Origin of the sequence: Pseudomonas sp. PDM24, assembly GCF_019218905.1 — a bacterium.
In the GTDB taxonomy this organism is placed as follows: Bacteria; Pseudomonadota; Gammaproteobacteria; order Pseudomonadales; family Pseudomonadaceae; genus Aquipseudomonas.
Window position 1 is genome coordinate 1532797 of the sequence record NZ_JAHUWR010000001.1, and the last position, 24857, is coordinate 1557653.

General features: G+C 58.4%; 28 protein-coding genes, 2 tRNA genes and 1 pseudogene. 19 read left to right on the forward strand and 12 right to left on the reverse strand.

Features of this window, described 5'->3' with window-relative positions; translation table 11 throughout:
• Positions 1-151: 151 nt before the first annotated feature.
• Positions 152-1171 (forward strand): DNA-binding protein, encoded by a 1020-nt coding sequence (locus KW837_RS06895; protein WP_218395000.1) that lies wholly within the window; start codon positions 152-154, stop codon positions 1169-1171.
• On the opposite strand, the gene gorA is transcribed toward KW837_RS06895, so the two are convergent.
• Together gorA and galU are read right to left on the reverse strand one after the other, a co-directional pair.
• Positions 1168-2526: a glutathione-disulfide reductase gene (gene gorA / locus KW837_RS06900; protein ID WP_218395001.1), complete on the reverse strand. Its 1359-nt coding sequence runs from the start codon at positions 2524-2526 to the stop codon at positions 1168-1170. The two genes, KW837_RS06895 and gorA, sit on opposite strands and share 4 nt — an antisense overlap.
• A gap of 129 nt (positions 2527-2655) precedes the next feature.
• Positions 2656-3495 carry a UTP--glucose-1-phosphate uridylyltransferase GalU gene (galU, locus tag KW837_RS06905; protein WP_007900040.1) on the reverse strand — a complete coding sequence of 280 codons (840 nt, stop codon included), beginning with the start codon at positions 3493-3495 and terminating at the stop codon, positions 2656-2658.
• 280 nt (positions 3496-3775) lie between these two features.
• On the opposite strand from galU, the gene KW837_RS06910 reads away from it, so the two are divergent.
• Positions 3776-3964 (forward strand): hypothetical protein, encoded by a 189-nt coding sequence (locus tag KW837_RS06910; protein WP_007900038.1) that lies wholly within the window; start codon positions 3776-3778, stop codon positions 3962-3964.
• Positions 3965-4103: 139 nt separating this feature from the next.
• Positions 4104-4385: a hypothetical protein gene (locus KW837_RS06915; protein WP_063343753.1), complete on the forward strand. Its 282-nt coding sequence runs from the start codon at positions 4104-4106 to the stop codon at positions 4383-4385.
• A gap of 142 nt (positions 4386-4527) precedes the next feature.
• Here KW837_RS06915 and KW837_RS06920 read toward each other — a convergent pair whose 3' ends face one another.
• Together KW837_RS06920 and KW837_RS06925 are read right to left on the reverse strand one after the other, a co-directional pair.
• A complete protein-coding gene (locus KW837_RS06920) occupies positions 4528-4758 on the reverse strand; it encodes a hypothetical protein (RefSeq protein ID WP_007935641.1) in 231 nt (76 codons plus the stop codon).
• 72 nt (positions 4759-4830) lie between these two features.
• Positions 4831-5187, reverse strand: coding sequence for a hypothetical protein (locus KW837_RS06925; RefSeq protein WP_123494758.1), 357 nt, complete (start codon positions 5185-5187; stop codon positions 4831-4833).
• 212 nt (positions 5188-5399) lie between these two features.
• Here KW837_RS06925 and KW837_RS06930 point away from each other — a divergent pair, with 212 nt between their 5' ends.
• The 5 genes from KW837_RS06930 to ada all read left to right on the forward strand — a co-directional run bounded on the left by KW837_RS06930 (position 5400) and on the right by ada (position 8569).
• Complete coding sequence (locus KW837_RS06930; protein ID WP_007900033.1) at positions 5400-5702, forward strand: DUF1883 domain-containing protein; 303 nt, start codon at positions 5400-5402, stop codon at positions 5700-5702.
• A gap of 28 nt (positions 5703-5730) precedes the next feature.
• Positions 5731-5901 (forward strand): hypothetical protein, encoded by a 171-nt coding sequence (locus tag KW837_RS06935; protein ID WP_162232616.1) that lies wholly within the window; start codon positions 5731-5733, stop codon positions 5899-5901.
• A 126-nt stretch (positions 5902-6027) separates the two neighbouring features.
• Positions 6028-6738 (forward strand): 2OG-Fe(II) oxygenase, encoded by a 711-nt coding sequence (locus tag KW837_RS06940; RefSeq protein WP_192344602.1) that lies wholly within the window; start codon positions 6028-6030, stop codon positions 6736-6738.
• Positions 6728-7408, forward strand: a complete 681-nt coding sequence (gene alkB, locus KW837_RS06945) for a DNA oxidative demethylase AlkB (protein WP_218395002.1) — start codon at positions 6728-6730, stop codon at positions 7406-7408. Before KW837_RS06940 ends, alkB begins: the two co-directional genes overlap by 11 nt.
• A gap of 87 nt (positions 7409-7495) precedes the next feature.
• Positions 7496-8569, forward strand: coding sequence for a bifunctional DNA-binding transcriptional regulator/O6-methylguanine-DNA methyltransferase Ada (ada, locus tag KW837_RS06950; protein WP_063343970.1), 1074 nt, complete (start codon positions 7496-7498; stop codon positions 8567-8569).
• On the opposite strand, the gene KW837_RS06955 is transcribed toward ada, so the two are convergent.
• Positions 8533-9021, reverse strand: a complete 489-nt coding sequence (locus KW837_RS06955; protein ID WP_123494761.1) for a GyrI-like domain-containing protein — start codon at positions 9019-9021, stop codon at positions 8533-8535. The two genes, ada and KW837_RS06955, sit on opposite strands and share 37 nt — an antisense overlap.
• Positions 9022-9073: 52 nt before the next feature.
• Positions 9074-10057: an MDR family oxidoreductase gene (locus KW837_RS06960; protein WP_218395003.1), complete on the reverse strand. Its 984-nt coding sequence runs from the start codon at positions 10055-10057 to the stop codon at positions 9074-9076.
• Positions 10058-10217: 160 nt separating this feature from the next.
• Here KW837_RS06960 and KW837_RS06965 point away from each other — a divergent pair, with 160 nt between their 5' ends.
• The 9 genes from KW837_RS06965 (at position 10218) to KW837_RS07005 (ending at position 16890) form a co-directional block, all read left to right on the forward strand.
• Positions 10218-11282 carry a nitronate monooxygenase family protein gene (locus KW837_RS06965; protein WP_218395004.1) on the forward strand — a complete coding sequence of 355 codons (1065 nt, stop codon included), beginning with the start codon at positions 10218-10220 and terminating at the stop codon, positions 11280-11282.
• A 217-nt stretch (positions 11283-11499) separates the two neighbouring features.
• Positions 11500-12258: a molybdate ABC transporter substrate-binding protein gene (gene modA, locus KW837_RS06970; protein ID WP_218395005.1), complete on the forward strand. Its 759-nt coding sequence runs from the start codon at positions 11500-11502 to the stop codon at positions 12256-12258.
• Entirely contained in the window at positions 12259-12939 is a 681-nt protein-coding gene (modB, locus tag KW837_RS06975; protein ID WP_218395006.1) for a molybdate ABC transporter permease subunit, read from the forward strand.
• A gap of 3 nt (positions 12940-12942) precedes the next feature.
• Entirely contained in the window at positions 12943-14022 is a 1080-nt protein-coding gene (gene modC, locus KW837_RS06980; protein WP_218395007.1) for a molybdenum ABC transporter ATP-binding protein, read from the forward strand.
• Positions 14023-14097: 75 nt separating this feature from the next.
• Complete coding sequence (locus KW837_RS06985; protein WP_218395008.1) at positions 14098-15135, forward strand: DNA topoisomerase IB; 1038 nt, start codon at positions 14098-14100, stop codon at positions 15133-15135.
• A gap of 69 nt (positions 15136-15204) precedes the next feature.
• Entirely contained in the window at positions 15205-15462 is a 258-nt protein-coding gene (locus KW837_RS06990) for a hypothetical protein (protein WP_007900018.1), read from the forward strand.
• 130 nt (positions 15463-15592) lie between these two features.
• Positions 15593-15823: a hypothetical protein gene (locus KW837_RS06995; protein ID WP_008012835.1), complete on the forward strand. Its 231-nt coding sequence runs from the start codon at positions 15593-15595 to the stop codon at positions 15821-15823.
• Positions 15824-16133: 310 nt separating this feature from the next.
• A complete protein-coding gene (locus KW837_RS07000; protein WP_008012834.1) occupies positions 16134-16418 on the forward strand; it encodes a hypothetical protein in 285 nt (94 codons plus the stop codon).
• Between the two features lie 46 nt (positions 16419-16464).
• Complete coding sequence (locus KW837_RS07005) at positions 16465-16890, forward strand: hypothetical protein (RefSeq protein ID WP_218395009.1); 426 nt, start codon at positions 16465-16467, stop codon at positions 16888-16890.
• 163 nt (positions 16891-17053) lie between these two features.
• On the opposite strand, the gene KW837_RS07010 is transcribed toward KW837_RS07005, so the two are convergent.
• The 3 genes and pseudogenes from KW837_RS07010 to KW837_RS07020 form a co-directional block, all read right to left on the reverse strand.
• Positions 17054-17140 (reverse strand) — tRNA-Leu (locus tag KW837_RS07010).
• Positions 17141-17335: 195 nt separating this feature from the next.
• Positions 17336-17409: transfer RNA gene (locus KW837_RS07015), tRNA-Cys, on the reverse strand.
• A gap of 286 nt (positions 17410-17695) precedes the next feature.
• Positions 17696-18602: pseudogene (locus KW837_RS07020) on the reverse strand (helix-turn-helix domain-containing protein).
• Positions 18603-18925: 323 nt separating this feature from the next.
• Here KW837_RS07020 and KW837_RS07025 point away from each other — a divergent pair.
• Positions 18926-20236, forward strand: coding sequence for a sugar ABC transporter substrate-binding protein (locus tag KW837_RS07025; protein WP_218395010.1), 1311 nt, complete (start codon positions 18926-18928; stop codon positions 20234-20236).
• 215 nt (positions 20237-20451) lie between these two features.
• Entirely contained in the window at positions 20452-21225 is a 774-nt protein-coding gene (locus tag KW837_RS07030; RefSeq protein WP_218395011.1) for an L-iditol 2-dehydrogenase, read from the forward strand.
• A gap of 86 nt (positions 21226-21311) precedes the next feature.
• Here the strand turns inward: KW837_RS07030 and KW837_RS07035 are convergent, their stop codons facing one another.
• Genes KW837_RS07035 through nirB form a run of 3 tightly spaced genes read right to left on the reverse strand, consistent with a single transcriptional unit; the run spans position 21312 to position 24731 of the window.
• The gene (locus KW837_RS07035) at positions 21312-21752 is read right to left on the reverse strand and encodes a CBS domain-containing protein (RefSeq protein WP_008071340.1); all 441 of its coding nucleotides are present in this window, start codon (positions 21750-21752) and stop codon (positions 21312-21314) included.
• 31 nt (positions 21753-21783) lie between these two features.
• Positions 21784-22170 (reverse strand): nitrite reductase small subunit NirD, encoded by a 387-nt coding sequence (gene nirD / locus KW837_RS07040; protein ID WP_183681932.1) that lies wholly within the window; start codon positions 22168-22170, stop codon positions 21784-21786.
• Positions 22170-24731 (reverse strand): nitrite reductase large subunit NirB, encoded by a 2562-nt coding sequence (gene nirB / locus KW837_RS07045; protein WP_218395012.1) that lies wholly within the window; start codon positions 24729-24731, stop codon positions 22170-22172. Before nirB ends, nirD begins: the two co-directional genes overlap by 1 nt.
• Positions 24732-24857: the final 126 nt, after the last annotated feature.

A 24857-nucleotide genomic window follows, 5' to 3' on the forward strand; every position in this document is an offset into this window, starting at 1 on the left:
CTGGCGGGTGAAACCCCGGATTACAGCGCATCACACGGGGTAATACCAGTATATCCCGTATGATAAATCATAGAATTCTAACTTCAGTAGAATCATGGTACATTGCGTATATTAGTGGTACGTACCACAGTATCAAATCGTAGGAGAACACATGGCACGTGGCGGCGTAAACAAGGCACTGGTGCAAGCGGCGCGCTCAGCAATCCTCGCCCGGGGCGAACACCCCAGCATTGACGCGGTGCGGATCGAGATGGGCAATACCGGTTCAAAAACCACAATCCATCGCTATATGAAGGAACTCGATGACGGCACCGAACCCGCCCAAGCACCTTCCGAGCCTATCGACGATGAGCTTGCAAGCCTGGTGTCACGCCTGGCGCAACGCCTGAAAGAACAGGCGCAAGAGCCCATCGACCAGGCACGCGCACAGTTCGAGCAACAACGAAAGGAGCTGGAAACCCAACTGCATGAGGCCCGCGAGGCCAATACCGAACTGCACCAGCAATACGAAATTCAAAGCCTGGCACTGACCCAGGAATCAGCAGAACTGCATGACACCCGCTCCATGTTGCAAAGCGAACAAACCCGCAACGCCGGATTGAACCAGGCGCTGGCAGATTTCGAATTACGCTTGCAAGACAAGGATGAGCAGATCCGCTCGCTGGAGGAAAAGCACCTGCACGCTCGTGAGGCGCTGGAACACTACCGCAATGCCGTCAAAGACCAGCGCGAGCAGGAGCAGCGCCGCCACGAAGGGCAGGTTCAGCAGATTCAGATGGAGTTGCGTCAGGCGCAGCAAAGCGCACTGGTTCGCCAGGATGAAATCACCCAACTGCATCGCGACAACGAGCGCTTACTGACGGAAAACCGCGGAACGCTGCGAGAGTTGAGCCTGTCGCAAGAGCAACTCAAGCACACCAACAGCCGGCAGGATCAGCTGCTGGACCAGGTCAACCGTATCGACAGCGAACGCACCCTCCTCCAGGAACGCTTGCGCATTGCCATGCTGGAAAGCCAGTCACTCAAGCAGAACATCGACGAGCAGTCGCACATCAACAAAGCGCTGGAAATTGAACTGATCAAGTTGCAGGCAAGCCTGGATGAAAGCGCGCGACTGGCCGCTGTCGTTGCGGCAGGGCCAGACGCATCAGCGCCGCGTAAGGACGATTAACTCGCGACCGGCGTACGCATGGTGACGAACTCTTCGGCGGCAGTCGGATGCACGCCGATGGTTTCGTCGAAGTCACGCTTGGTCGCGCCGGCCTTCAAGGCAATTGCCAACCCCTGAACGATCTCACCGGCTTCCGGGCCTACCATGTGGCAGCCCAGGACCTTGTCGGTCTTGGCGTCCACCACCAGCTTCATCAAGGTCCGCTCCTGGCATTCAGTCAGGGTCAGCTTCATCGGCCGGAAACGGCTTTCGAAGATCACCACCTCATGCCCGGCCTCCCGCGCCTCTTCTTCGGTCAGGCCAACAGTACCGATGTTAGGCAAGCTGAACACGGCGGTCGGGATCATCTTGTAATCCACCGGGCGATACTGCTCGGGCTTGAACAAACGTCGCGCCACGGCCATGCCTTCCGCGAGCGCGACCGGCGTGAGCTGTACTCTCCCGATCACATCGCCCAGAGCCAGGATAGATGGCTCTGCGGTTTGATACTGCTCATCGACCTCGACAAAACCTTTCTTGTCGAGTTTGACGCCAGTGTTTTCCAACCCCAGATTGTCGAGCATCGGACGCCGACCGGTGGCGTAGAACACGCAATCCGCCTCCAGCTTACGACCGTCCTTGAGCGTGGCTGTCAGGCTGCCATCGGCTTGCTTTTCGATGCGTTCGATATCGGCATTGAATTGCAGGTCCATGCCGCGCTTGGTCAGCTCTTCCTGCAAATGCTTGCGCACCGCACCATCGAAGCCACGCAGGAACAGATCACCGCGATACAGCAGCGTGGTCTCGGCACCCAGCCCGTGGAAAATCCCGGCAAACTCCACCGCAATGTAACCACCACCGACCACCAGAACGCGCTTGGGCAGCTCTTTAAGGAAGAACGCCTGGTTGGAACTGATCGCGTGCTCGTGCCCCGGAATCTCCGGGATCTGCGGCCAGCCACCGGTAGCGATCAGGATGTTTTTGGCTGTGTAGCGTTTGCCATCGAACTCGACGGTATGCGGATCGACGATTTTTGCGTGGCCTTCATGCAAGATCACACCGCTGTTGACCAGCAGATTGCGATAGATGCCGTTCAGGCGATTGATCTCGCGATCCTTGTTGGCGATCAGCGTCGCCCAGTCGAACTTCGCCTCACCCGGGGTCCAGCCAAAACCTTGCGACTGCTCGAAGTCTTCGGCGAAGTGCGCACCGTAGACCAGCAATTTCTTCGGCACGCAGCCGACGTTCACACACGTACCGCCCAGATAGCGGCTCTCGGCCACGGCGACTCTCGCGCCGAAACCGGCCGCAAACCGCGCAGCCCGCACACCGCCGGAACCGGCGCCAATCACATACAGGTCAAAATCGTAGGCCATTTCTATCTCCTCGGCAGGCCACCAGCATACCTGCGAGCGGCCTTTGGGCAAGCGTTGCAAACTATGTGGGGCCGGAAAATGAAAAAGCCACCCGAAGGTGGCTTTTCAGTACAAGCAGCTCAGGCGCTATCAGTAAGCCTTGCCAGTCTTGTAGAAGTTCTCGAAGCAGAAGTTGGTCGCGTCGATGTAGCCTTCGGCGCCACCGCAGTCGAAACGCTTGCCTTTGAACTTGTAGGCCATGACGCAGCCGTTTTGTGCCTGCTTCATCAGGGCGTCGGTGATCTGGATTTCGCCGCCCTTGCCTGGCTCGGTTTGTTCGATCAGGTCGAAGATGTCCGGGGTCAGGATGTAACGGCCGATGATCGCCAGGTTCGACGGCGCATCTTCAGGCTTTGGTTTTTCAACCATGCTGTGAACACGGTAGATGTCGTCGCGGATCATCTCACCGGCAATCACGCCGTACTTGTGAGTTTCTTGCGGGTCGACTTCCTGAATGGCAACGATCGAGCAGCGGAACTGCTTGTACAGCTTGACCATCTGGGTCAGTACGCCGTCGCCTTCCAGGTTTACGCACAAGTCATCCGCCAGTACCACGGCGAACGGTTCGTCGCCGATCAGCGGGCGACCCGTCAGAATCGCGTGGCCCAAGCCTTTCATTTCGGTCTGGCGAGTGTAGGAGAACGAGCACTCGTCGAGCAGTTTGCGGATACCGACCAGGTATTTCTCTTTGTCAGTGCCCTTGATCTGGTTTTCCAGCTCGTAGCTGATGTCGAAGTGGTCTTCCAGAGCGCGCTTGCCACGACCGGTGACGATGGAGATTTCGGTCAACCCGGCGTCCAGTGCTTCTTCGACGCCGTACTGGATCAGTGGCTTGTTTACCACCGGCAGCATTTCTTTGGGCATGGCTTTAGTCGCTGGCAGGAAGCGAGTACCGTAACCGGCTGCTGGGAACAAGCATTTCTTGATCATATAAGTCCTTGAAAGGGCTGTGTGTTCGAGTTTCGGCGCAGTCTAATCAGGCGGCGGGCACCTTACAATGCCCTGCACTGGCTAACCGATGCCATCATAGAGAAATATTCTGATGGATAGTTCCGCAGATACATTGCACAACCTCTTATAGATAGCAGAGATTGGCAGATCTGCGCGGCCATCATCCGAAAGACAATCCGCCCTACCCTACACCATAGGCACCCGTTGAGGGCATTTGGCGCTATCATTGTGCGATTGAACCAGCCAACGAGGCAGATAGATGTCGGCAGCAAAAAGTGTTAATGGGTACCTGATCAATCAGGCAAAAGACGGCCAGTGGTGGGTAGACAGCGTCGGCGGCGAAAATATTGCCGGGCCGTTCCCTACGGAAGCGTTGGCGATTGAAGTGGCATCGGTGTTGCAAGATCAACCCGCAGGCCCCAAGCGGCGCGGCAAGGACAAGCCTTGAGCTGAACCTGACACGACGCAGCCCTGCCTTTGCGCAGGGCTTTTTTGTGATTGTTCGCAACGAAGTGGCCATTCGCTATAACCTTTCGATGCAGCCGCTGTCACAGCTTTTAGCCACCATCACTGACGACCACCACGACATGAATAAATTTTTGCCACTGATTGCAGTCCTGGCCCTGAGCGGCTGTGCCACGTCCGAAACCACTTACCTGAAAAATGGCGAACAAGGCCTGAGCATCGACTGCTCCGGGGAAGCCAACGACTGGGCCACCTGCTACGAAAAAGCCGATGCCTCTTGCGCTGGCACCGGTTATCGGATTGTCGGTACCGACGGCACACCTTCACCCCAGGAAAGCGACAAGACCTTGGGCGCGGACATCGGCAACTACAAAAACCGCAGCGTGGTGGTGGTCTGCAAGTAGCTCTCCCACTGTTAAGAAACTTGAGCTACGCAAATCCTGTGGGAGCGTGGCTTGCCCGCGAAGGACGATGACGCGTAGCACCTGAAAGACCGCGATGCATTCTTCGCGGGCAAGCCTCGCTCCTACAGGTTTCTCGCTGCCCCTACATATGAATTTCGGCGAATTTGATCCCGAGCCCGCGCACGGTCTCGATCAAATCGTCGAGGCGACTGAAGGATTCGACTTCATCGTTGTCATCCACCAGGAAAAAACTGCGCCCGGCGCTTTTCTTGAAAAACACGATCCACTCTCCCGGATTCGCCGGGTTCTGAATCACGTGGGTGGCAGAGATATGACCCTCTGCATGGCGCTCCCGCACCTGCTCTCGCTTCATGCTCAACTCCAGAAATGACAATGCCGTCAAAGCGCGACTTTGGCGGCATCGATGCTGACTGGGGGTAGTTTATCAGCCGGATATGCATGCGGTGGCGGCATTGCGTACATCCCATGGGCGCAATGGCACATTGGAGATGCGCTCATGCAGCTTGATGCTGCTGCCGCCAGAGCGGTCTTCAATTTCAAATACGGCGGCCGGCCCCGACGAGAACTTTTGCGGCACGATAACTCGCACGCCTTCCTTGTGCGGTTCGACTTGCAGGGCTCCACGGCTATCGGCGAGCTTTTCGACCAGGCATTGGGCGTACTCATGGGGATTCTTGCCAGATATCACGCTCATGGTGGGCAGTGTCTCATTGATGTCCGAGACACTCGCACATCCACCCACTGCCAACGCCAACGGCCCGACCAGAACTCCCCACTTCATACAGAACCTCCGATAAAGACCTTCCGACAGCTCAAATGCTGGTTTTCTCCGAGGCACACTGCTTTTATCGCTCATAGAATTCCGTATAACTGTTTTTAATTGTCAAAGCGCACCTCGAGAGCCGGATAATAACCTGTTCGGGCTGATAAACTGCGCCAATCGCCCATGCTATCGTTTTGATTTTGTAGAAAAAGCCCTTCTGGAGGCGCCTCATGAAATTTATCCACCAGCGCGAGCACCTCAACGAAGACGACATCGTCGTCATCCAGTGCTCCCAAATGTGCAACATCCGCTTGATGAACGACGCCAACTTTCGCAGTTTCAAGAATGGCGGCCGTCATACTTACCACGGCGGCGCATTCGACACCTTCCCGGCCCGCATCACAGCGCCAAGCACCGGTTTCTGGAACATCACCATCGACACGGTCAATCGCCGGCCGATCAGCGTGACCCGCAAACCGACCCTGACGCACTCGATCAAGATCATCCGCCGCTCCAGCTCGAAACTGAGCTGAGCCCACACCAAAACAGGCAGGTATGACCGTGGCCCAGACGACCAAATACGTCATCAAATACAAACTCAACGGCGAGCGCCGCTTCGAATTCGCCCAGCTGGAGAACGGCACGGAAGAAGAAGCCAAGGCCGCACTCGACGTCATTCATGGCCAGACTGAAGATGTCATCAGCGAGATCAGCGTGAGCAAAGCGCTGTAAAGCGATCTGGAGCGACAACATGGACGTCTGCTCCCCTTTCGAATTCGACCGCAAGCGCCGGAGTGCCCGCTCCCGCCACGCTCACTAAACTGGCCGCCTCGACCTTCTGGTCAAGGAGTCAGAACCTTGTTTACCGACCCGATTCATCACGATGCCCTCGACTGGATCACGCTTGCGCAGCAACTCGATCAGGATGGCTGCGCGCTAATCCGGTCGTTTTTAGGCCATCCGACCTGCGATGAAATAAGCGCCCTGTACGACCGGCCCGAGCCCTTTCGCTCCAAAGTGGTGATGGCTCGCCACGGTTTTGGCCGGGGCGAGTACAAGTATTTCAAGTACCCGTTGCCGGATCCGGTGGCCCGGTTGCGTAGCGCGCTCTACCCTCGACTGGTTCCAATCGCCAATCGCTGGTACGAATCGATGGACCTGCCGACCCGTTTCCCCGAATCCCACGAAGCATTTTTGCAGCGCTGTCATGCTGCTGGTCAGGAACGCCCGACACCTTTGTTGCTGCAATATGGGCCACAGGACTACAACTGTTTGCATCAGGATCTGTACGGCGAACACGTCTTTCCGCTGCAAGTGGCGATTCTTCTGTCAGAACCGGGAGAAGACTTTACCGGCGGTGAGTTTGTGCTGACTGAACAACGTCCGAGGATGCAGTCGCGTCCGCAAGTCATCGGTCTGAAGAAAGGCGACGCGTTGATTTTTGCCGTGAATCAGCGTCCGGTAAAAGGTGTTCGCGGCTATTACCGAGTAACCATGCGTCATGGCGTGAGTCGCCTGCACAGTGGAAAACGGCATACCCTTGGAATCATCTTTCACGATGCGTTATGACCCCATGAGCCCGATCACTTTTGATCTGTTTGCCGATACAGAACCCGAGCAGCCGTCCAGGCGCGAGCAGATTGGCGAACAATCCTTAGTTCTTAGAGGCTTCGCCCTGCCCTGGCTCGACCGGTTGCTGCCGGCACTAGAGGCGGTTCTGGCAGCAGCCCCTTTTCGGCAGATGGTCACGCCCGGCGGCTTTACCATGTCAGTGGCGTTGAGCAGTTGCGGCACCTGGGGCTGGACGACCGACCGCAGCGGCTACAAGTACACCCGTAACGATCCGCAGACCGGCGCGCCATGGCCTGAAATGCCTGAGGTGTTTTTCGAGCTGGCGCAAGCGGCGGCGCGAGAGGCAGGCTTTATGGATTTCGTACCGGATTCCTGCCTGATCAACCGCTATATTCCCGGTGCCAGAATGTCGTTGCATCAGGACAAAAACGAAGGCTCCTACGCGGCGCCCATTGTGTCGGTGTCCTTGGGGTTGCCGGCGACGTTCCTGTTCGGTGGCTTCGAACGCAGCGCCAAAAGCCAACGCGTGCCGCTGTTGCACGGCGATATTGTGGTCTGGGGCGGCGTCGACCGTTTGCGTTATCACGGCGTATTGCCGATCAAGGAGGGTTATCACCCTCAATTGGGCGAACAACGGATCAACTTCACCTTCCGTACCGCGGGATGAAACCGTTGAATTCGACCGCAAGACCCGGAGTGTGGCACCTCTGCCGGCTGGTTAATCTGCATGAAACGGGTCAACGGACATGAAGCCATGACAACTCATTCGAAAAATATCGCCACCGAAAACGATCCTCGCTGGGCTGCTGTGGTCGCACGCGATCCCCGCGCCGACGGGCAGTTTGTGTATGCGGTGAAAACTACCGGCATCTACTGCCGCCCCAGCAGCCTGGCGCGCTTGCCGAAGCCGCAGAATGTCGAATTTTTCGACACCGCCGAGCAAGCTCAGGCAGCGGGTTATCGCCCCAGCAAACGGGCCGCGAAAGATCAAAGCGATGTCGCCGCACAACACGCCACGACCGTGGCCGCCGCATGCCGTCACATCGAATCCGCCGAGACGTTGCCGGCGCTGAATGAACTGGCGGACGCGGCCGGTCTGAGCAGTTTCCACTTCCATCGCGTGTTCAAGGCCATCACCGGCCTGACGCCCAAGGGCTACGCCACCGCCCATCGTTCACGCAAGGTTCGCGAGCGCCTGGCGGACGGCGGCACGGTCACCGACGCGCTGTATGACGCCGGATTCAACTCCAACAGCCGATTCTATGAGGCCGCGGATCAAGTGCTGGGCATGAAGCCCGGCGATTACCGTGCGGCCGGGCAGAACAACGACATTCGTTTTGCCGTCGGCCAGTGCTCTCTGGGAGCGATTCTGGTGGCGCAAAGTGAACGCGGCGTCTGCGCGATTCTGTTGGGGGACGACCCGCATCAATTGGTCTGTGACCTGCAGGACAAGTTTCGGCGCGCCAACCTGATTGGCGCCGATCATGAGTTCGAGCAGTTGATCGCCAAAGTGGTGGGTTTTATCGAAGCCCCGGCGCTCGGCCTGGACTTGCCGCTGGACGTACGCGGCACGGCGTTTCAGGAGCGGGTGTGGCAAGCGCTGCGGGAGATTCCCGCCGGCAGCACCGCCAGTTATGCCGATATCGCTCAGCGCATCGGCGCACCGAAAGCCGTGCGTGCCGTGGCCCAGGCCTGTGGCGCGAACAGCCTGGCGGTGGCAATCCCTTGCCATCGCGTGGTGCGCAGCGATGGCAACCTGTCGGGCTATCGCTGGGGTGTGGAGCGCAAGCGTCAGTTGCTGGAACGCGAAAACGCGGCTGAGTCCTGAATGCCGATATAAACCGCCACGGTCTCCGGACCGGTGTAGACCTCGAAGTCCGTGGCGAACTTGCGGCGAACCTGCGGGTTATCCTCGAAGTAAGCCCAGACCAGGCCCCACGTCTGGATGACGCTGTCGGGCATCGGCCCTTTGGCGCTGAACACCAGGTAATCGCCGCCCTCAACCTGAATCTGCGCAAAGTCCTCGGAGGGCGCGGTAACCGCCGCACCCGCGGTTACATCGAAGTAGCCCGAAGCATCGGATTCGTAGTTGGAATAGACGCCGTACATAAACGAGTCCGGCTGTTTGTGGGCGATCTTGTCGAAAACGTCCTCAACGAAAAACTGTTCCCACATAGGGCCGATACGCGCGGTATCTGGCTGCTGTTCTGCGGCATTAAGCGTTCGCACCTGCAACCCAGAGACGCTAAAGGGCAGCACTTCACGCAGCTTTACATCCATTGTCGCTATTCCTTGTTTCTACAATTTGTCTGTTTGATTGGCGCCGAGACGATCAACGATTGACGTCGACCACCACCCGACCGCGCAACTGGCCGGCAAGCAGGCGCTGGGCCGCGTCGATGGCTTCGCTCAAGCCGATTTCGTGACTGATCAGCGGCAGCAAGGCAAAGTCCAGATCCTTGCCCAGGCGATTCCAGGCCAGTATCCGCCTGGCTTTGGGTTGGGTCACGCTGTTGATGCCGGCCAGGGTCACCCCACGCAAAATGAACGGCGCGACGGAGGCTGGAAAGTCCATGCCTTGTGCCAGGCCGCAGGCAGCGACAGTGCCGTTGGCCCGAGTGCTTGCGCAAGCATTGGCCAGCGTGTGGCTGCCGACCGAATCGATCACCGCCGCCCAACGTTCCTTGGCCAATGGTTTGCCCGGCTCCGACAACGTGGCGCGATCGATGATTTCGCTGGCGCCCAATTGCTTGAGATAGTCGTGCTCGGAGGTACGACCGGTGGATGCCACCACGCGATAGCCGAGTTTGCTCAGCAGCGCGATGGCGAAACTGCCTACGCCACCGTTGGCGCCCGTTACCAGCACTTCGCCTTGATCGGGGTTCACGCCGTTGTGCTCCAGCGCCAGGATGCTCAGCATCGCTGTGTAACCGGCCGTGCCGATGGCCATTGCTTGCGCGGCGGTGAAGGCTTTGGGCAACGGGATCAGCCAGTCGCCATTCAGGCGAGCTTTCTGCGCCAATCCGCCCCAGTGCCCTTCACCCACACCCCAGCCATTGAGCAGGACTTGATCACCGACCTTGTAGTCCGGATGACCGCTGACTTCGACAGTGCCCGCCAGATCGATCCCCGGCACCATCGGGAATTTTCGCACCACCGGGCTGCTGCCCGTGATCGCCAGGCCATCCTTGAAGTTCAGCGTGCTGTACGCCACGCGCACGGTCACATCGCCTTCAGGCAATTGATCGTCACTGATCTCTTGCAACGTGGCCCGGTAACCGTTGTCGTCCTTGTCGATCAAAATGCCTTTGAACATCACTGCCTCCCGATGGAATCGCTCAGTTGTCGTGCTGTTGAAATAACACATGAAAACACATCGCCGTAGCCGACTTTAAGCCAATCCTCAAACTCGACTGGCCTTGCGTCAGTCATTACTGATACAAATTCGCTTCTACCGACGTCGGAGAACACTGCACATGAGTCAATGGCCAGACACCCGCATTCTCGACCTGCTCGGGATAGAACTGCCGATCATCCAGGGCCCCTTGGCCGGCGCGACGACGTCGGCCATGGTGATTGCGGTGAGCAACGCTGGCGGCCTGGGCTCGATGCCCGCCGCGATGCTGAGCATCGAGCAGTTGCGCGAGGAGCTGAAAACGATTCGCCAACACACCCGGCGCCCGCTCAACGTCAATTTCTTTTGCCATCAACCTCCGCCACCCGATGAGCAACGCGCCCGGGACTGGAAGAATCTGCTGGAACCGTATTACCGGGAATTGGGTGTCGACTTCGACGCGCCGACGCCAGTGTCCAATCGCGCACCGTTCGATCATGCGGCCTGCGAAGTGATCGAAGAATTTCGTCCTGAAGTGGTGAGTTTTCACTTCGGCCTGCCGGAAAAGTCCCTGCTTGATCGGGTAAAAGCTACCGGGGCGAAAATTCTCTCTTCGGCGACTACCGTCGAAGAGGCCATCTGGCTGGAACAACATGGTTGCGACGCGATCATCGCCATGGGTTACGAGGCCGGCGGTCACCGGGGGATGTTCCTCAGTGATGACCTGAGCAGCCAGGTAGGAACCTTTGCCCTGGTGCCACAAATCGTCGATGCGGTGAATGTGCCGGTGATTGCGGCGGGCGGGATTGGAGATGCACGGGGCGTGGCGGCGGCTTTTCTGCTGGGCGCTTCGGCGGTCCAGGTGGGTACGGCTTATTTGTTCACGCCGGAGGCCAAGGTCAGCGCGTCTCACCACAAGGCGTTGCGCACGGCCAAGGAAAGCGAGACGGCGGTGACCAACATTTTCACCGGGCGCCCGGCGCGCGGGATTCTCAATCGGGTGATGCGAGAACTGGGGCCTATGTGTGACAAAGCGCCGGCCTTCCCATTGGCGGGCGGTGCGCTGATGCCGTTGCGGGCCAAAGGGGAAGCGGACTTCAGCAATCTTTGGGCTGGGCAGGCGTTTACGTTGGGGGTTGAAATGACTTCGGCAGAGCTGACCCGGCGGTTGGCGGATGAGGCGTTGGCGAAACTAACTCACCGCTAGACACAGAACCCTGTGGGAGCGGGCTTGCTCGCGAAAGCGGTGTGTCAGGCGACATCAATGTTGACTGTACCGTCGTCTTCGCGAGCAAGCCCGCTCCCACAGGTTCCAACGGCATTCAGTGCCAACCTGCACTTTGCATCTGGCAAGTTCCGTTTACAGGCAATTCGCTATATATTCCGCTATATAGCGTTTCACTCGCCTACCACGGAGCCGCTCCATGATCATTCGTGCCTCACGTATTGCCCCCGCGTGCCTGCTCACCGTGTTCACTTTCGGGTCTGCCCAGGCGGATGAAGTCCAAGTCGCCGTCGCTGCCAACTTCACCGCGCCAATCCAGGCCATCGCGGCCGATTTCGAGAAAGACACCGGGCACAAACTGGTCACCTCCTTTGGTGCAACCGGCCAGTTTTACACCCAGATCAAGAACGGCGCGCCGTTCGAAGTGTTCCTCTCGGCAGACGACACCACCCCGAAAAAACTTGAAACCGAAGGCGACACGGTCAAAGGCTCGCGCTTCACCTACGCCATCGGCACTCTGGCGCTGTGGTCGGCCAAGGACGGTTATGTCGACGCCAAGGGCAAGGTGCTGAGCGACAATCAGTATCAGCATCTGTCCATCGCCAACCCGAAAGCTGCCCCGTATGGCCTGGCTGCCACTCAAGTGCTGGCCAAACAGGGGCTGACCGACAAGGTCAAAGACAAGATCGTTGAAGGCCAGAACATCACCCAGGCCTACCAGTTCGTATCCACTGGTAATGCCGAACTCGGTTTTGTGGCCTTGTCGCAGATCTACAAAGACGGCAAAGTCACCAGCGGTTCGGCCTGGATCGTGCCGGCCGATCTGCATGACCCGATCAAACAAGACGCGGTAATCCTCAATAAGGGCAAGGACAACCCGGCCGCCAAGGCGCTGGTTGACTACCTCAAAGGTCCGAAAGCCGCCGCTGTCATCAAATCCTACGGTTACCAACTCTAAATGACGCTATCGAGTGCCGATTATTCCGCCATCTGGCTGACTCTCAAACTGGCGTCCCTGACGACCGTGATCCTGTTGGTCATCGGCACTCCGATTGCGTTATGGCTGTCGCGTACCCGCTCCTGGCTGCGCGGGCCGATCGGGGCGATCGTCGCCCTGCCCCTGGTGCTGCCGCCCACGGTGATTGGCTTTTATTTGTTGCTGGTGCTCGGTCCTAACGGGTGGGTCGGCCAGTTCACCCAATCGTTAGGGCTTGGCACCTTGACCTTCAGTTTTACAGGGCTGGTGATCGGTTCGGTGCTGTACTCAATGCCGTTCGTGGTTCAACCACTGCAAAATGCTTTTTCCGCCATCGGCACTCGCCCGTTGGAAGTGGCTGCAACCTTGCGCGCCAACCCCTGGGACACGTTCTTCAGCGTGATTGTGCCGCTGGCCCGCCCCGGTTTCATCACCGCGGCCATTCTTGGTTTCGCCCATACCGTCGGCGAGTTCGGTGTAGTACTGATGATCGGCGGCAACATTCCCGACAAAACCCGCGTGGTCTCGGTGCAGATCTACGATCACGTCGAAGCCATGGAGTACACCCAGGCGCATTGGCTGGCCGGGGCGATGCTGGTGTTCTCGTTTGCAGTATTGCTGGCGCTCTACTCCAGCCGTAAAACCAAAGCGGTCTGGAGCTGATCGATGATTCATGCGCGCTTGAAACTGAATTATTCGGGCTTCTCCCTGGATGTGGACCTGCAACTGCCCGGCCGCGGAGTGACCGCGCTTTACGGCCATTCCGGCTCGGGCAAAACCACGTGCCTGCGCTGCATCGCCGGCCTGGAACGGGCCGAGCAGGGTTTTATTCAGGTCAACGATGAAGTCTGGGAAGACAGCGACAAAGGGATATTCGTACCGCCGCATAAACGCGCTTTGGGTTATGTCTTCCAGGAAGCCAGCCTGTTCCCGCATTTATCGGTGCGGGCCAATCTGGAGTTCGGCCTCAGACGTATTCCCCGCCAACAGCGCCGGGTCGACATGGCCCATGCCACTGAGTTGCTGGGGATTGGCCATTTGCTGGCCCGTGATCCGCAAAACCTTTCTGGCGGTGAGCGCCAGCGGATCGGCATCGCTCGTGCCCTGCTCACCAGCCCGAAACTATTGCTGATGGATGAGCCTCTGGCGGCGCTCGATACCCAGCGTAAGAACGAAATCCTGCCGTATCTGCAACGGCTGCACGATGAGCTAGACATCCCCGTGCTGTACGTCAGCCACTCCCAGGATGAAGTCGCGCGGCTCGCCGACCACCTCGTTCTGCTCAGCAACGGCAAGGCTTTGGCCAGCGGCGCCATCGGCGAAACCCTGGCCCGGCTCGATCTGCCGCTGGCGCTGGGCGACGATGCCGGTGTGGTGATCGAAGGGCATGTAAGCGCCTATGACGCCGACTACCAGTTGTTGACCTTGCAACTGCCCAACACGGAGCTGAGCATTCGGGTCGCCCATTCGCCGATGGCTGAAGGCCAGACACTGCGCTGCAAGGTCCAGGCGCGGGATGTCAGCCTGAGCCTGCAAGGCGTCGAACAAAGCAGCATTCTCAATCGTCTGCCGGTCACGGTGATCAGTGAAATCGGTGCCGATAACGCCGCTCACGTACTGATCCGCCTGAACGCGGCCGGTACGCCGCTACTGGCGCGAATTACCCGCTATTCCCGGGATCAGTTGAGCCTGCACCCCGGACAGCAACTCTGGGCGCAAATCAAAGCGGTGGCGGTGCTGGCCTGAATCCATCGGCACCCCGGCGATGGCGCGCGGTCAATGGCTTAACGCCCCATGATTCGTCGCCCAGGATTGCCCGCCATGCCAGATACCGCGTTGCCCGATGTTCTGCCGCCCGACCTGCATTACGTCGATGACAGCCAGCCCGGCATCACCCGCAAACTCCTGCGCGGCAAGTTTTGCTACTTCGACCCGGCGGGTCAGCGCATTACCGATCCGGATGAAATCAAACGCATCAATGCACTTGCGGTGCCGCCCGCCTACACCAATGTGTGGATTTGCCCCGACCCGCGCGGCCATCTGCAAGCCACCGGCCGCGACGCCCGCGGTCGCAAGCAATACCGTTATCACCCACGCTGGCGAGAAGTGCGCGATGCCGACAAATACTCGCGCTTGCGGGACTTCGGCCTGGCCCTGCCGAAACTGCGCAAACAACTGGAAGCGCTGCTGGCGGCCCCCGGCTTCAGCCGCGACAAGGTCATGGCCACGGTGATTACCTTGCTCGATGCGACACTGATCCGGGTCGGCAACACGCAGTACGCCCGAGACAACCGCTCCTACGGCCTGACGACCCTGCGCAACCGTCACGTCGAGGTCAACGGCAGCGCGATTGTGTTCCAGTTTCGCGGCAAGAGCGGCATCGAGCACCAGATCACCATAAAAGACCGGCGCCTGGCGCGAATCATCAAGCGCTGCCTGGAAATTCCCGGGCAAAACCTCTTTCAGTATCTGGACAAAAATGGCGAGCGACACACCATCAGTTCCTCCGACGTCAACGCCTACTTGCAGACGCTGACCGGCGCCGATTTCACCGCCAAGGACTACCGCACTTGGGCCGGCAGTGCATTGGCATTGGCGGTACTGCGCGAGTTGCAGTGGGAATCGGAAGCCGACGCGAAGCGGCATGTGGTGGAAATGGTCAAGAACGTCGCCCGACAGTTGGGCAACACTCCGGCGGTTTGCCGCAAGTGCTACATCCACCCGGCCGTCGTTGATGGGTTTATGCAGGGGGCGTTGGCCGAATTGCCGCGATCGAGCAGACGTAAGAGGCTCAGGGCCGAAGAAGTCGCGTTGGCTGTGCTTCTGGAGAAGCTTATCGAGACGGCTGAAACACCCTAAGACCTCTTCGAGGCGAACTAAACCGACGAACTGACCTGTCCTTTTTTTGCGTGATTGCAAAGGGCTTCTATGCTTGATCTGAATACGAATAGCTTCGGTGACGCCATGGAAGACATTTTCGTTGTGAAACGCTGCAACAAGATCATCATTCATGGCCGCCGGGCCGGAGAACCCGATCACCCGCCACCCGATGCTGCCGTCTGGTATCGCATTACCGATACCCGCACTCGCGGCTTCATCGGTGACGGCTTTGATCTTGAAGAGGACGCCGCGCGCGAATGTCGGCGGCTTAACGCGGTCAGCTCGCCGAAGTCCCGGCAAGCCTGAAGCTGACCTGTTTTATTTCCGGGTCTATACTTAGAGGTGCTGAAGGATCAGCGACCCATCGGCAGAAAGCTCGCTCCCCGCGGGCTTTTTGTTGCCCTTTACCCGATTTCTTTGAACGGAGGTGTATGTCATGTCCGAGAAAGAGTCCATCACCACCCTGCTCACCCTGCTTGACTCCCGTCAGGCGCGCCTTGCCGCTGCCTGCAAGGAAATCGCCGACTGGGTTGATAATCAAGGGGGGCATCCGACAGCCCTCAGGATTCGCGATCGTCTGAACGACATCGAGAAAGACACGCCGCAGATTCGCAGCGCGCTGTCTTCACTCAAACCTGTAGAGCCGCCGCTGCCTCGGTTCAGATGAGTCGACCCCAGTACTTGAGCCAAGCACAAAGCCCCCTTCAGGGCACCTGAACGGTGACAATCGTCACCAGGCTTATACCTGCCTGCCCATCATGCGCTACACACCCACCCGGCCAAATTTGCCGGGATTTTTTTGTTTGTGTCTTTTCCCATTTCACATGGCCTTCACAACTCATCCCCTACAGTGCATCCACTCCTTTCAAGAAATCCCCCTGGCCCGCCCGCATGCGGGCCTTTTTTTGCCTGTTATATAACGAACGAACGCCCTCGCCCGCCTGTCGAACGATTACACATCACGAAGGAGATACCCCATGGTCACTCACTTCAAAGTCGGCGGGCACCTGGCCTGCGGACACAAAGGCAGCAACCTGACGTCAAGCAGCATACTGACCCGGGTGAAATGCCGAAGCTGCCGAAACACCGATGCGTTCAAAGAAGCACGCAAAGCCGAACGCAACGCTGCCCGTCGCGCTGCACGCAAGGCCAAAGCAACCCACACCGCCAATGACTGGCGCGCAGCCTGGACCCAGCGGCTGATCGAAATGCCCGGTTTGCAAAGATTACCGCGTGGTTTTACCGGCCAGCCATTTGTGTAGCTGACTCCCTGATCCTCCATGGGGCGCTAGATGAGAGAAAATACCGATGAACAGACTTCTTCTGCTTCTGATCGTCTGCCTGTGCCCCGGGCTGGCGATGGCACAAGGGTGCGACGTCAAAACCCGATCCCAAAGCCCTTCGGTCCCCGTGATCGAAACACACTCCTGCTATGAATACGAAGGCATGCCTGTGGACTCTATTGACTGGTCCTGCAGCAATGAGAGCAAGGAAATGCTGACCAACACCAAGAAAAAAGTCGCACAGTGCGGCGATCGCTATCGGGCCACCTGCCTGGGCACTTTGACTGCAGAGGCGCTGGCCAACCCTCAATCCATCAGCAAAGACAAGAACAGCAAACCACTGAACATTCCCGACAATGCCCAGGTCATCACGTATTACTACAGCATCGAGAACCTGCCGCAGGCCAAGATCGATTGCGAAACCGGTGGTGGGAAATGGACGCAGAAATAGCTGCTTTATGAGCTGGAGGTACTCAGGGTCGATACAGGCGAGATAGCGAGCATCGCGGCTGAATTTCTTAAGTGATGGGTGTTAACGATAGGCCTGTCAAAAATTGAGAGGCAGAAACGACAAAGGCCTGCATGAGAAACCTCATGCAGGCCTTTGATAAATATGGTGCCCGAAGCCGGAATCGAACCGGCACGCCCTTACGAGCGGGGGATTTTAAGTCCCATGCGTCTACCAGTTTCGCCATTCGGGCGGTAGCGCGGTAAAGCGGTCTGAAGACTGACCAATAACGATCTGGCAGTTCTGACGCTTGTGCAACAGAGGGGGAAATATATACATCCCGCCCCGGTGAAGCAAGTTAGCAAAGATCCTTTTCAAGACTAAATCTTGCAGGACTGCGAAAATAAAAAAGCTCCGTAGATCATGGATCTACGGAGCTCGTTTAAAGTGGAGGCCGAAGTCGGAATCGAACCGGCGTAGGTGGATTTGCAATCCACTGCATAACCATTTTGCTATTCGGCCTCAAACATCTGATGTCAGTAGCACAACATCAAACGTGTAAACTCGTATCTGGAAACAAGATTCTAATCTAGTATCCAACCCTTTGAAATCTAAGGGGTTTTCGTGTTCCCTAAGCAGGAATGGACGCAATTCTGGACTGGTTCGAAAGGCATGTCAAGAACTGGAGAAAAATAATTCCAGGTCCGTCCCGTCAGCCTTAAAAGATCGCAGCCTTCGGCGGCTCCTACATGGGTCGCGTACATCCGTAGGAGCTGCCGAAGGCTGCGATCTTTTGATCTTGTGCCCTTTAATGACTGACCGCCACCACCCGTTGCAACCGCTGCCGATACTGACTGGGAGTTTCCTGCATTTCATGGCGGAAGTGTCGATTGAAATTCGACAGGTTGGCATAACCTACTTCAAAGCAGATATCTGCAACGCTGAAACTGCTTTGCGCCAGCAAACGGCAGGCACGCTGGACCCGCAGTTTACGAGTCAGGTCGACGAAGGTATGGCCAGTGGCGCGCTTGAAGAATTTGGAGAAGGCCGGTTCGTTCATGTCCAGGCGCTGGGCGATAACGGACATCCGCAGCTCATCCGCGAGATCGTTGAGGATGTAGTCGAAGACAATACTCATGCGCTGGGCCGTCAATGCGTCGAGCATCGGCGCATATTGCAGGCTGGCGAGCGTCTGTCGCTCGGTGTCGGGGGCCGATGCCAACAACTGCAGCAACGACAGGAACAGGCACAGCCTCTGCAATCCTTGGCACTGACCGATTTCCTCCATCAGTCGGGCCGCTTTTTTACGGGTCACGCCATGAAACTGGATGCCTTGGGCCGCCTGACGAAACAGGGCTTTGCAATTCGCTGAGTTCAGGGATCTTGTCGCGCAGTTGCATCAACATCTGACCATCGAATTGCAACACGACGTCGCGGCCGGCAATCACCTCCCCTTTGCCCAGGTCGCTAATCCAGTCGTGAGGCAGGCCTGGGCCGATCAGGGCGACGTGGCCGGCCTCGAACAGGCCGATGTAGTCACCCGCCAATAGCCGACCACTGCAGTCACGGATCAGGTGGATCTCGAATTCTGGATGATGATTCCAACGCGCAAGGTCGAAGGGATAGTCATGCTCGTACCAACGAAAGCTGTGCTGGGGCTCGTTCAGAATGACTTCAAGCGCGGGCGGCTTGTCTGCGGTTACGTGATGGTTCATCACCCTGGCGATTCCATTTTTGTTGGTTTTATCGAGGCTACCGCGAAGCCGGGACGAATCGAAGGAGATTCGAAACGCCACGGCGCTGTTATCAGATTCACACTAAGCAGACAGCAAGCCTAGCGCCCTGTGTGGCGGTGACTGATACTTTTTTTCCACTGTCCTGCCCGGTTAAAAAAGTATCAGTGCGGTGTATGCCGTTCATTTGTTCACTGCTTGGGTTGCTGTAATCCTGTGGTCATCCCGTTGCGGCTATGACTCGCATCGTGGATTACAACAACAATAAGTGCCTCTGCCGCCCAAGGCGCAGAGCGGAGAACACGATGAAGATCATCCCAAGCGCGTTTTTTCTATCCGCCGGCCTGTCCTCTGCCCTGCTCTGCCAGGCTGGCGAAACGGTGACCATCGCCACCGTGAACAACAGCGACATGATCCGCATGCAGCGGCTGTCCAAAACATTCGAACAGCAGCATCCGGACGTGAAGCTCAACTGGGTGGTGCTTGAAGAGAACGTGTTGCGTCAGCGCCTGACCACTGACATTGCCACTCAGGGCGGTCAATTCGACGTGCTCACCATCGGCACTTACGAAACACCGCTGTGGGGCGCCAAGCATTGGCTGGAACCGATAAAGGATCTGCCCGCCAGCTATGACCTCGAGGATATTTTCCCCTCGGTTCGTCAGGGACTGTCAGTCAACGCCACGCTCTATGCCCTGCCGTTTTATGGCGAAAGTACCATCACCTATTACCGAACCGACTTGTTCAAGAACGCCGGCTTGAGCATGCCCGAGCACCCGACCTGGACGCAGCTCGGTGAGTTCGCCGGCAAGCTGCACCAGCCGGACAAAGAGCAGTATGGAATGTGCCTGCGCGGCAAGGCTGGTTGGGGTGAAAACATGGCGCTGCTGACCACCATGTCCAACGCTTTTGGCGCGCGCTGGTTCAACGAGCAGTGGCAGCCGCAACTCACTGGGCCGGAATGGACCGCCGCCGCGAACTTCTACGTCAACACCCTCAAGCAGTACGGCCCGCCGGGTGTTTCGAGCAACGGCTTCAACGAGACACTGGCCCTGTTCAACAGCGGCAAATGCGCGATCTGGGTCGATGCCAGCGTCGCCGGCTCCTTCATCACCGACACAACTCAAAGCAAGGTCGCCGATAAGGTCGGCTTCGTCGCGGCGCCCACGCAGGTCACCGACAAGGGCTCGTCCTGGCTCTATGCCTGGTCGCTGGCCATCCCTGCGACGTCCAAACACAAGGAAGCCGCCAAAGCCTTTGTGACCTGGGCGACCTCCAAGGACTACATCCAACTGGTCGTCGATAAGGATGGCATCACCAACGTACCGCCGGGCACTCGTATGTCCACCTACAGCGACGCTTATTTGCAGGCTGCACCCTTCGCCGGTGTCACGCTGAAAATGATGCAGAACGCCGACCCTGCACACCCGTCAGTCCAACCCGTGCCTTATGTCGGTATCCAGTACGTGACCATTCCTGAATTCCAGGCCATCGGCACGTCGGTCGGCAAGCTGCTGTCTGCGGCGCTCACCGGGCAGATGCCGGTTGAGCAGGCTCTGGCCTCGGCCCAGCAAACCACCGAACGCGAGATGAAGCGCGCTGGTTATCCAAAATAGCAACATACCGATAGATCAAGACGCAGAACCAGTGGGGGAACCTGTAGGAGCGAGGCTTGCCCGCGAAGAATGCGCCGCGGTTTTTCAGGTATTACGCGTCATCGTTCTTCGCGGGCAAGCCTCGCTCCTACAGGGGGGGCTTCGCAGACTGACGACCGCATTTAATGCCCTCAACGGGGGCATCTCTCTATAGCTCTAATGAATGGATGGGAAAAATGAAACGTCTGGAAGGAAAAAGCGCCCTTATCACCGGTTCTGCCAGAGGCATCGGAAGAACGTTCGCGCAAGCCTATATCCGCGAAGGCGCTACGGTCGCGATCGCAGACATCAACCTGGAACGCGCGCAAGCCACTGCGGCCGAGCTGGGGCCGAATGCCTATGCGGTCGAGATGGACGTGACCGATCAGCAGTCAATCGACGGCGCTATCGCAGCGGTCATCGCCACCACAGGCAAGCTCGATATCCTGATCAACAACGCGGCCCTGTTTGATCTCGCACCGATTACGGAAATTTCTCGCGAGAGCTACGAACGGCTGTTCTCGATCAACGTGTCCGGCACCCTGTTCACCCTGCAGGCCGCGGCCAAACAGATGATCCGCCAGGGCCATGGCGGCAGAATCATCAATATGGCCAGTCAGGCCGGTCGACGCGGTGAAGCGCTTGTCGCGGTGTATTGCGCGACCAAAGCAGCGGTGATCAGCCTCACGCAATCGGCGGGTCTCAATCTCATTCCCCATAACATCAACGTGAATGCCATCGCACCGGGCGTGGTGGACGGTGAGCATTGGGATGGCGTCGATGCGCTGTTCGCCAAATATGAGAACCGGCCGCTTGGGGAAAAGAAAAGGCTGGCGGGTCAGGAAGTACCCTATGGACGTATGGGCACGGCAGACGATCTTGTCGGCATGGCGATCTTCCTGGCATCAAACGAGAGTGAGTATGTCGTGGCGCAAACCTATAACGTCGATGGCGGCAACTGGATGAACTGACGAGTATCGAACCCCAATTAAAGCCCCTACCGAACAGGCCATGTCTACTGCACCGTAGACATGGCCTGCTCGTTCCCGTCCGGCCCTCAATGCCCGCGAATGTAGTGCTCCAGTTGCCGAATCAAATCCGCCTGCTCGACGATGGCTTCCTTGACCAGATCGCCAATCGACAACAGCCCGATCAGTTCGCCACTCTCCAGCACCGGCAGATGGCGCAAATGACTGTCGGTCATGACCGCCATGCAGCGCTCGATGCTCTGCTGACTGTCGGCGGTCACCACCGGCGCGCTCATGATCTCGCGCACCGGCGTGCCGACTGAAGATCGCCCCTGTAGCACCACCTTGCGCGCATAGTCGCGCTCGCTGATGACGCCGACCACCTGCCCGTCTTCAATGACGGGCAACGCGCCGACGTTCTTCTCGGCCATCATTTTCAGGGCGTCGAGGACCATCTGATCCGGCGCGATGCTGTGCACCTGCTGGTTTTGCACGACTTTCAGTTTGAGCAACTGTGCGGCTGTCTTCATCAACGTTCTCCGATACGGTTCAGGGCAGCGATCAAGCCGCCGCGACTTCCACGATGCCGGCGTTCAGGCGCACCGGCCACACCCGCAGGCGCTGCTCCGGGTATTCCAGGCAACTGCCGTCTTCAAGACGGAAATGCTGCTTGTAGATCGGCGACGCCACCACCAGATCACCCTTGAGGCTGCCGATCAGTCCGCGGCCGATGACGTTCGCGCCGGATTGCGGATCATGGTTGTCGATGGCGTAGAGGGTGCGACCTTCGGCCTGCGGCAGGTAGAACAGCGCCACCTGCGCGCCGTCGAGCCAGACGACAACGCCGGAGTTGCTGACCAGATCCTGCTGGCTGCACACCGCCTGCCACGCCTGAGCATTGGCCGCGGTTGCAGGGACTTCGACACGCTGGGTATTGGACTGACTCATCAGGCATTCTCCTCGGTGACAGGGATAAGGTTGAGTTCGGCGGCCATGATCGGCCGGCGTTGACCGCGTTCCTGAACAAAATGGATGTCCGGGTCCGGGCGTTTATCGTTGACGAAGGTGCGGAAGCGCTTGAGTTTTTCCGGGTCTTTGAGGGCGTTGGCCCATTCGCATTCGTAGCGGTTGACCACCAGTTGCATCTGCGATTCGAGTTCTGCGCCGAGCCCCAGGCTGTCGTTGATGACCACGTCCTTGAGGTAATCCAGGCCGCCCTCCAGGCTTTCGCGCCAGACCGAGGTGCGCTGCAATTTATCGGCGGTGCGGATGTAGAACATCAGGAACCGGTCGATGTAACGGATCAGGGTTTCATCGTCGAGGTCAGTGGCGAACAGCTCGGCATGACGCGGACGCATACCACCGTTACCGGCGACATAGAGGTTCCAGCCGTTCTCGGTGGCGATCACGCCCACGTCCTTGCTTTGCGCCTCGGCACATTCACGGGTGCAGCCAGAGACGGCGAACTTGAGCTTGTGCGGCGAGCGCAGGCCTTTGTAGCGATCCTCGAGGGTCAGGGCCATTTTCACGCTGTCCTGCACGCCATAACGGCACCAGGTGCTGCCCACGCAAGATTTCACCGTGCGGGTCGATTTGCCGTAGGCATGCCCGGTTTCGAAACCGGCCTCAATCAACTCGGACCAGATGTCCGGCAACTGATGCAACTGCGCGCCGAACAGGTCGATCCGCTGGCCGCCGGTGATTTTCGTGTAGAGGTCGTATTTCTTCGCCACCACGCCAATCGCAATCAGCTTGTCGGCTGTGATCTCGCCCCCGGCGATGCGCGGCACCACCGAATAGGTGCCGTTTTTCTGCATGTTGGCCATGAAAGTGTCGTTGGTGTCCTGCAACGGCACCAGCGAGGCATCCATGATCGGCTGGTTCCAGCACGAGGCGAGGATCGAGCCCACCGCCGGTTTGCACACGTCGCAACCGGTGTGACCACGGCCGTGCTTGGCCAGCAGTTCTTCGAAGGTGATCACCCCTTCTACCCGCACCAGCGCATAAAGCTCCTGACGGGTGTAGGCGAAGTGTTCGCACAGGCTCTTGTCGACACTGACGCCACGGGCAATCAATTCATGCTCGAACACTTGCTTGAGCAGCCCTGCGCAACCACCGCAACCGGTGCAAGCCTTGGTCTGCGACTTGAGCAGGCCGAGGTCGGTGCAGCCACCGTCGATGGCCGAGCAGATCGAGCCCTTGGTGACGTTATGGCACGAGCACACCGTCGCCGCCTCAGGCAACGCGCCCGGGCCCAGGGTTGGCGCACCGGTGGACGATGGCAGAATCAGGCTGGCAGGTTCCGACGGCAAGGCAATGCCGTTCTGCATGTATTGCAGCAAGGTGTCGTAGTAGCTGTTGTCGCCGACCAGCACCGCGCCGAGCACGCGTTTGCTGTCAGCATCCACCACCAGGCGGCGGTAGCTGGCCGTGGCTTCATCGATGAACTGATAGCTGCGCGCACCCGGCGTCTGGGCATGAGCATCGCCGATGGAGCCGACATCCACGCCGAGCAGTTTGAGCTTGGTCGACATGTCGGCGCCCTGGAACGGCTCCGCCACTTGATTGCACAGCAGCGTCGCGACGCCACGGGCCATTTGATAACCCGGAGCGACCAGACCGAAGAGGCTGCCATTCCAGGCGGCACACTCGCCAATCGCATAGATATTCGGATCGCTGGTCAGGCACTGATCGTCAATCACCACGCCGCCACGGGGACCGATGTCCAGCGCACATTGGCGGGCCAGCGCGTCTTGCGCGCGGATGCCGGCGGAGAACACGATCAGGTCGGCTTCGAGGAATTCGTCATTGGCGAAATTCATCCGGTAGCGGTACTCCTCGCCGGCACTGATCGACTGCGTGCCACGCGACAGATGCACGCCAACACCGAGCCGCTCGATTTGCGCCTTCAGCGCCAGGCCACCCTGCTCGTCCAGCTGCACCGGCATCAGGCGTGGGGCAAATTCCACCACATGCGCTTCCAGGCCCAGGCTTTTCAGGGCGTTGGCGGCTTCCAGGCCAAGCAGGCCACCGCCGACTACTACGCCGCGCCGGGCATTGGCCGCCGCGGCACGAATCGCGTCGAGGTCTTCGAGGGTGCGATAGACCAGGCGCGAGTCACCTTCTGCACCTTCAATAGGCGGTACGAAAGGATAAGAGCCGGTGGCCAGAACCAATTTGTCGTACGCGACGCAACCTTGTGCGGTAATCACCTGGCGTCGCGCTCGATCGATTTCCAGCACCGGCACGCCCAAATGCAGAGTGACGCCCGGCGTCTGGTACAGAGAGGCTTCGCCCAGGGCCAACGACTCGGCATCGCGACCGCCGAAATACTCGGACAGATGCACCCGGTCGTAGGCGCGCATTGGCTCTTCGCTGAAGACATGCAGCCGGTAATGGTCGAGGGCACCGCGCTCGATGAGCTGCTCGACACAATGATGTCCGACCATGCCATTGCCGATCACGATCAGTGTTTGCAGTTTGTTCAACGCGGCAACATTGGAATTCATAGTAAGCACCCAGCCAAAGCCAATCACGGTTAAAAAAAGCAAAAAAAAACGCCTGAAACCTCTCGGTTTCAGGCGTCTTTGCCTGTTCTTCGCGGTGTTCGACCTGGCGCCTTCGCCGGATCCACC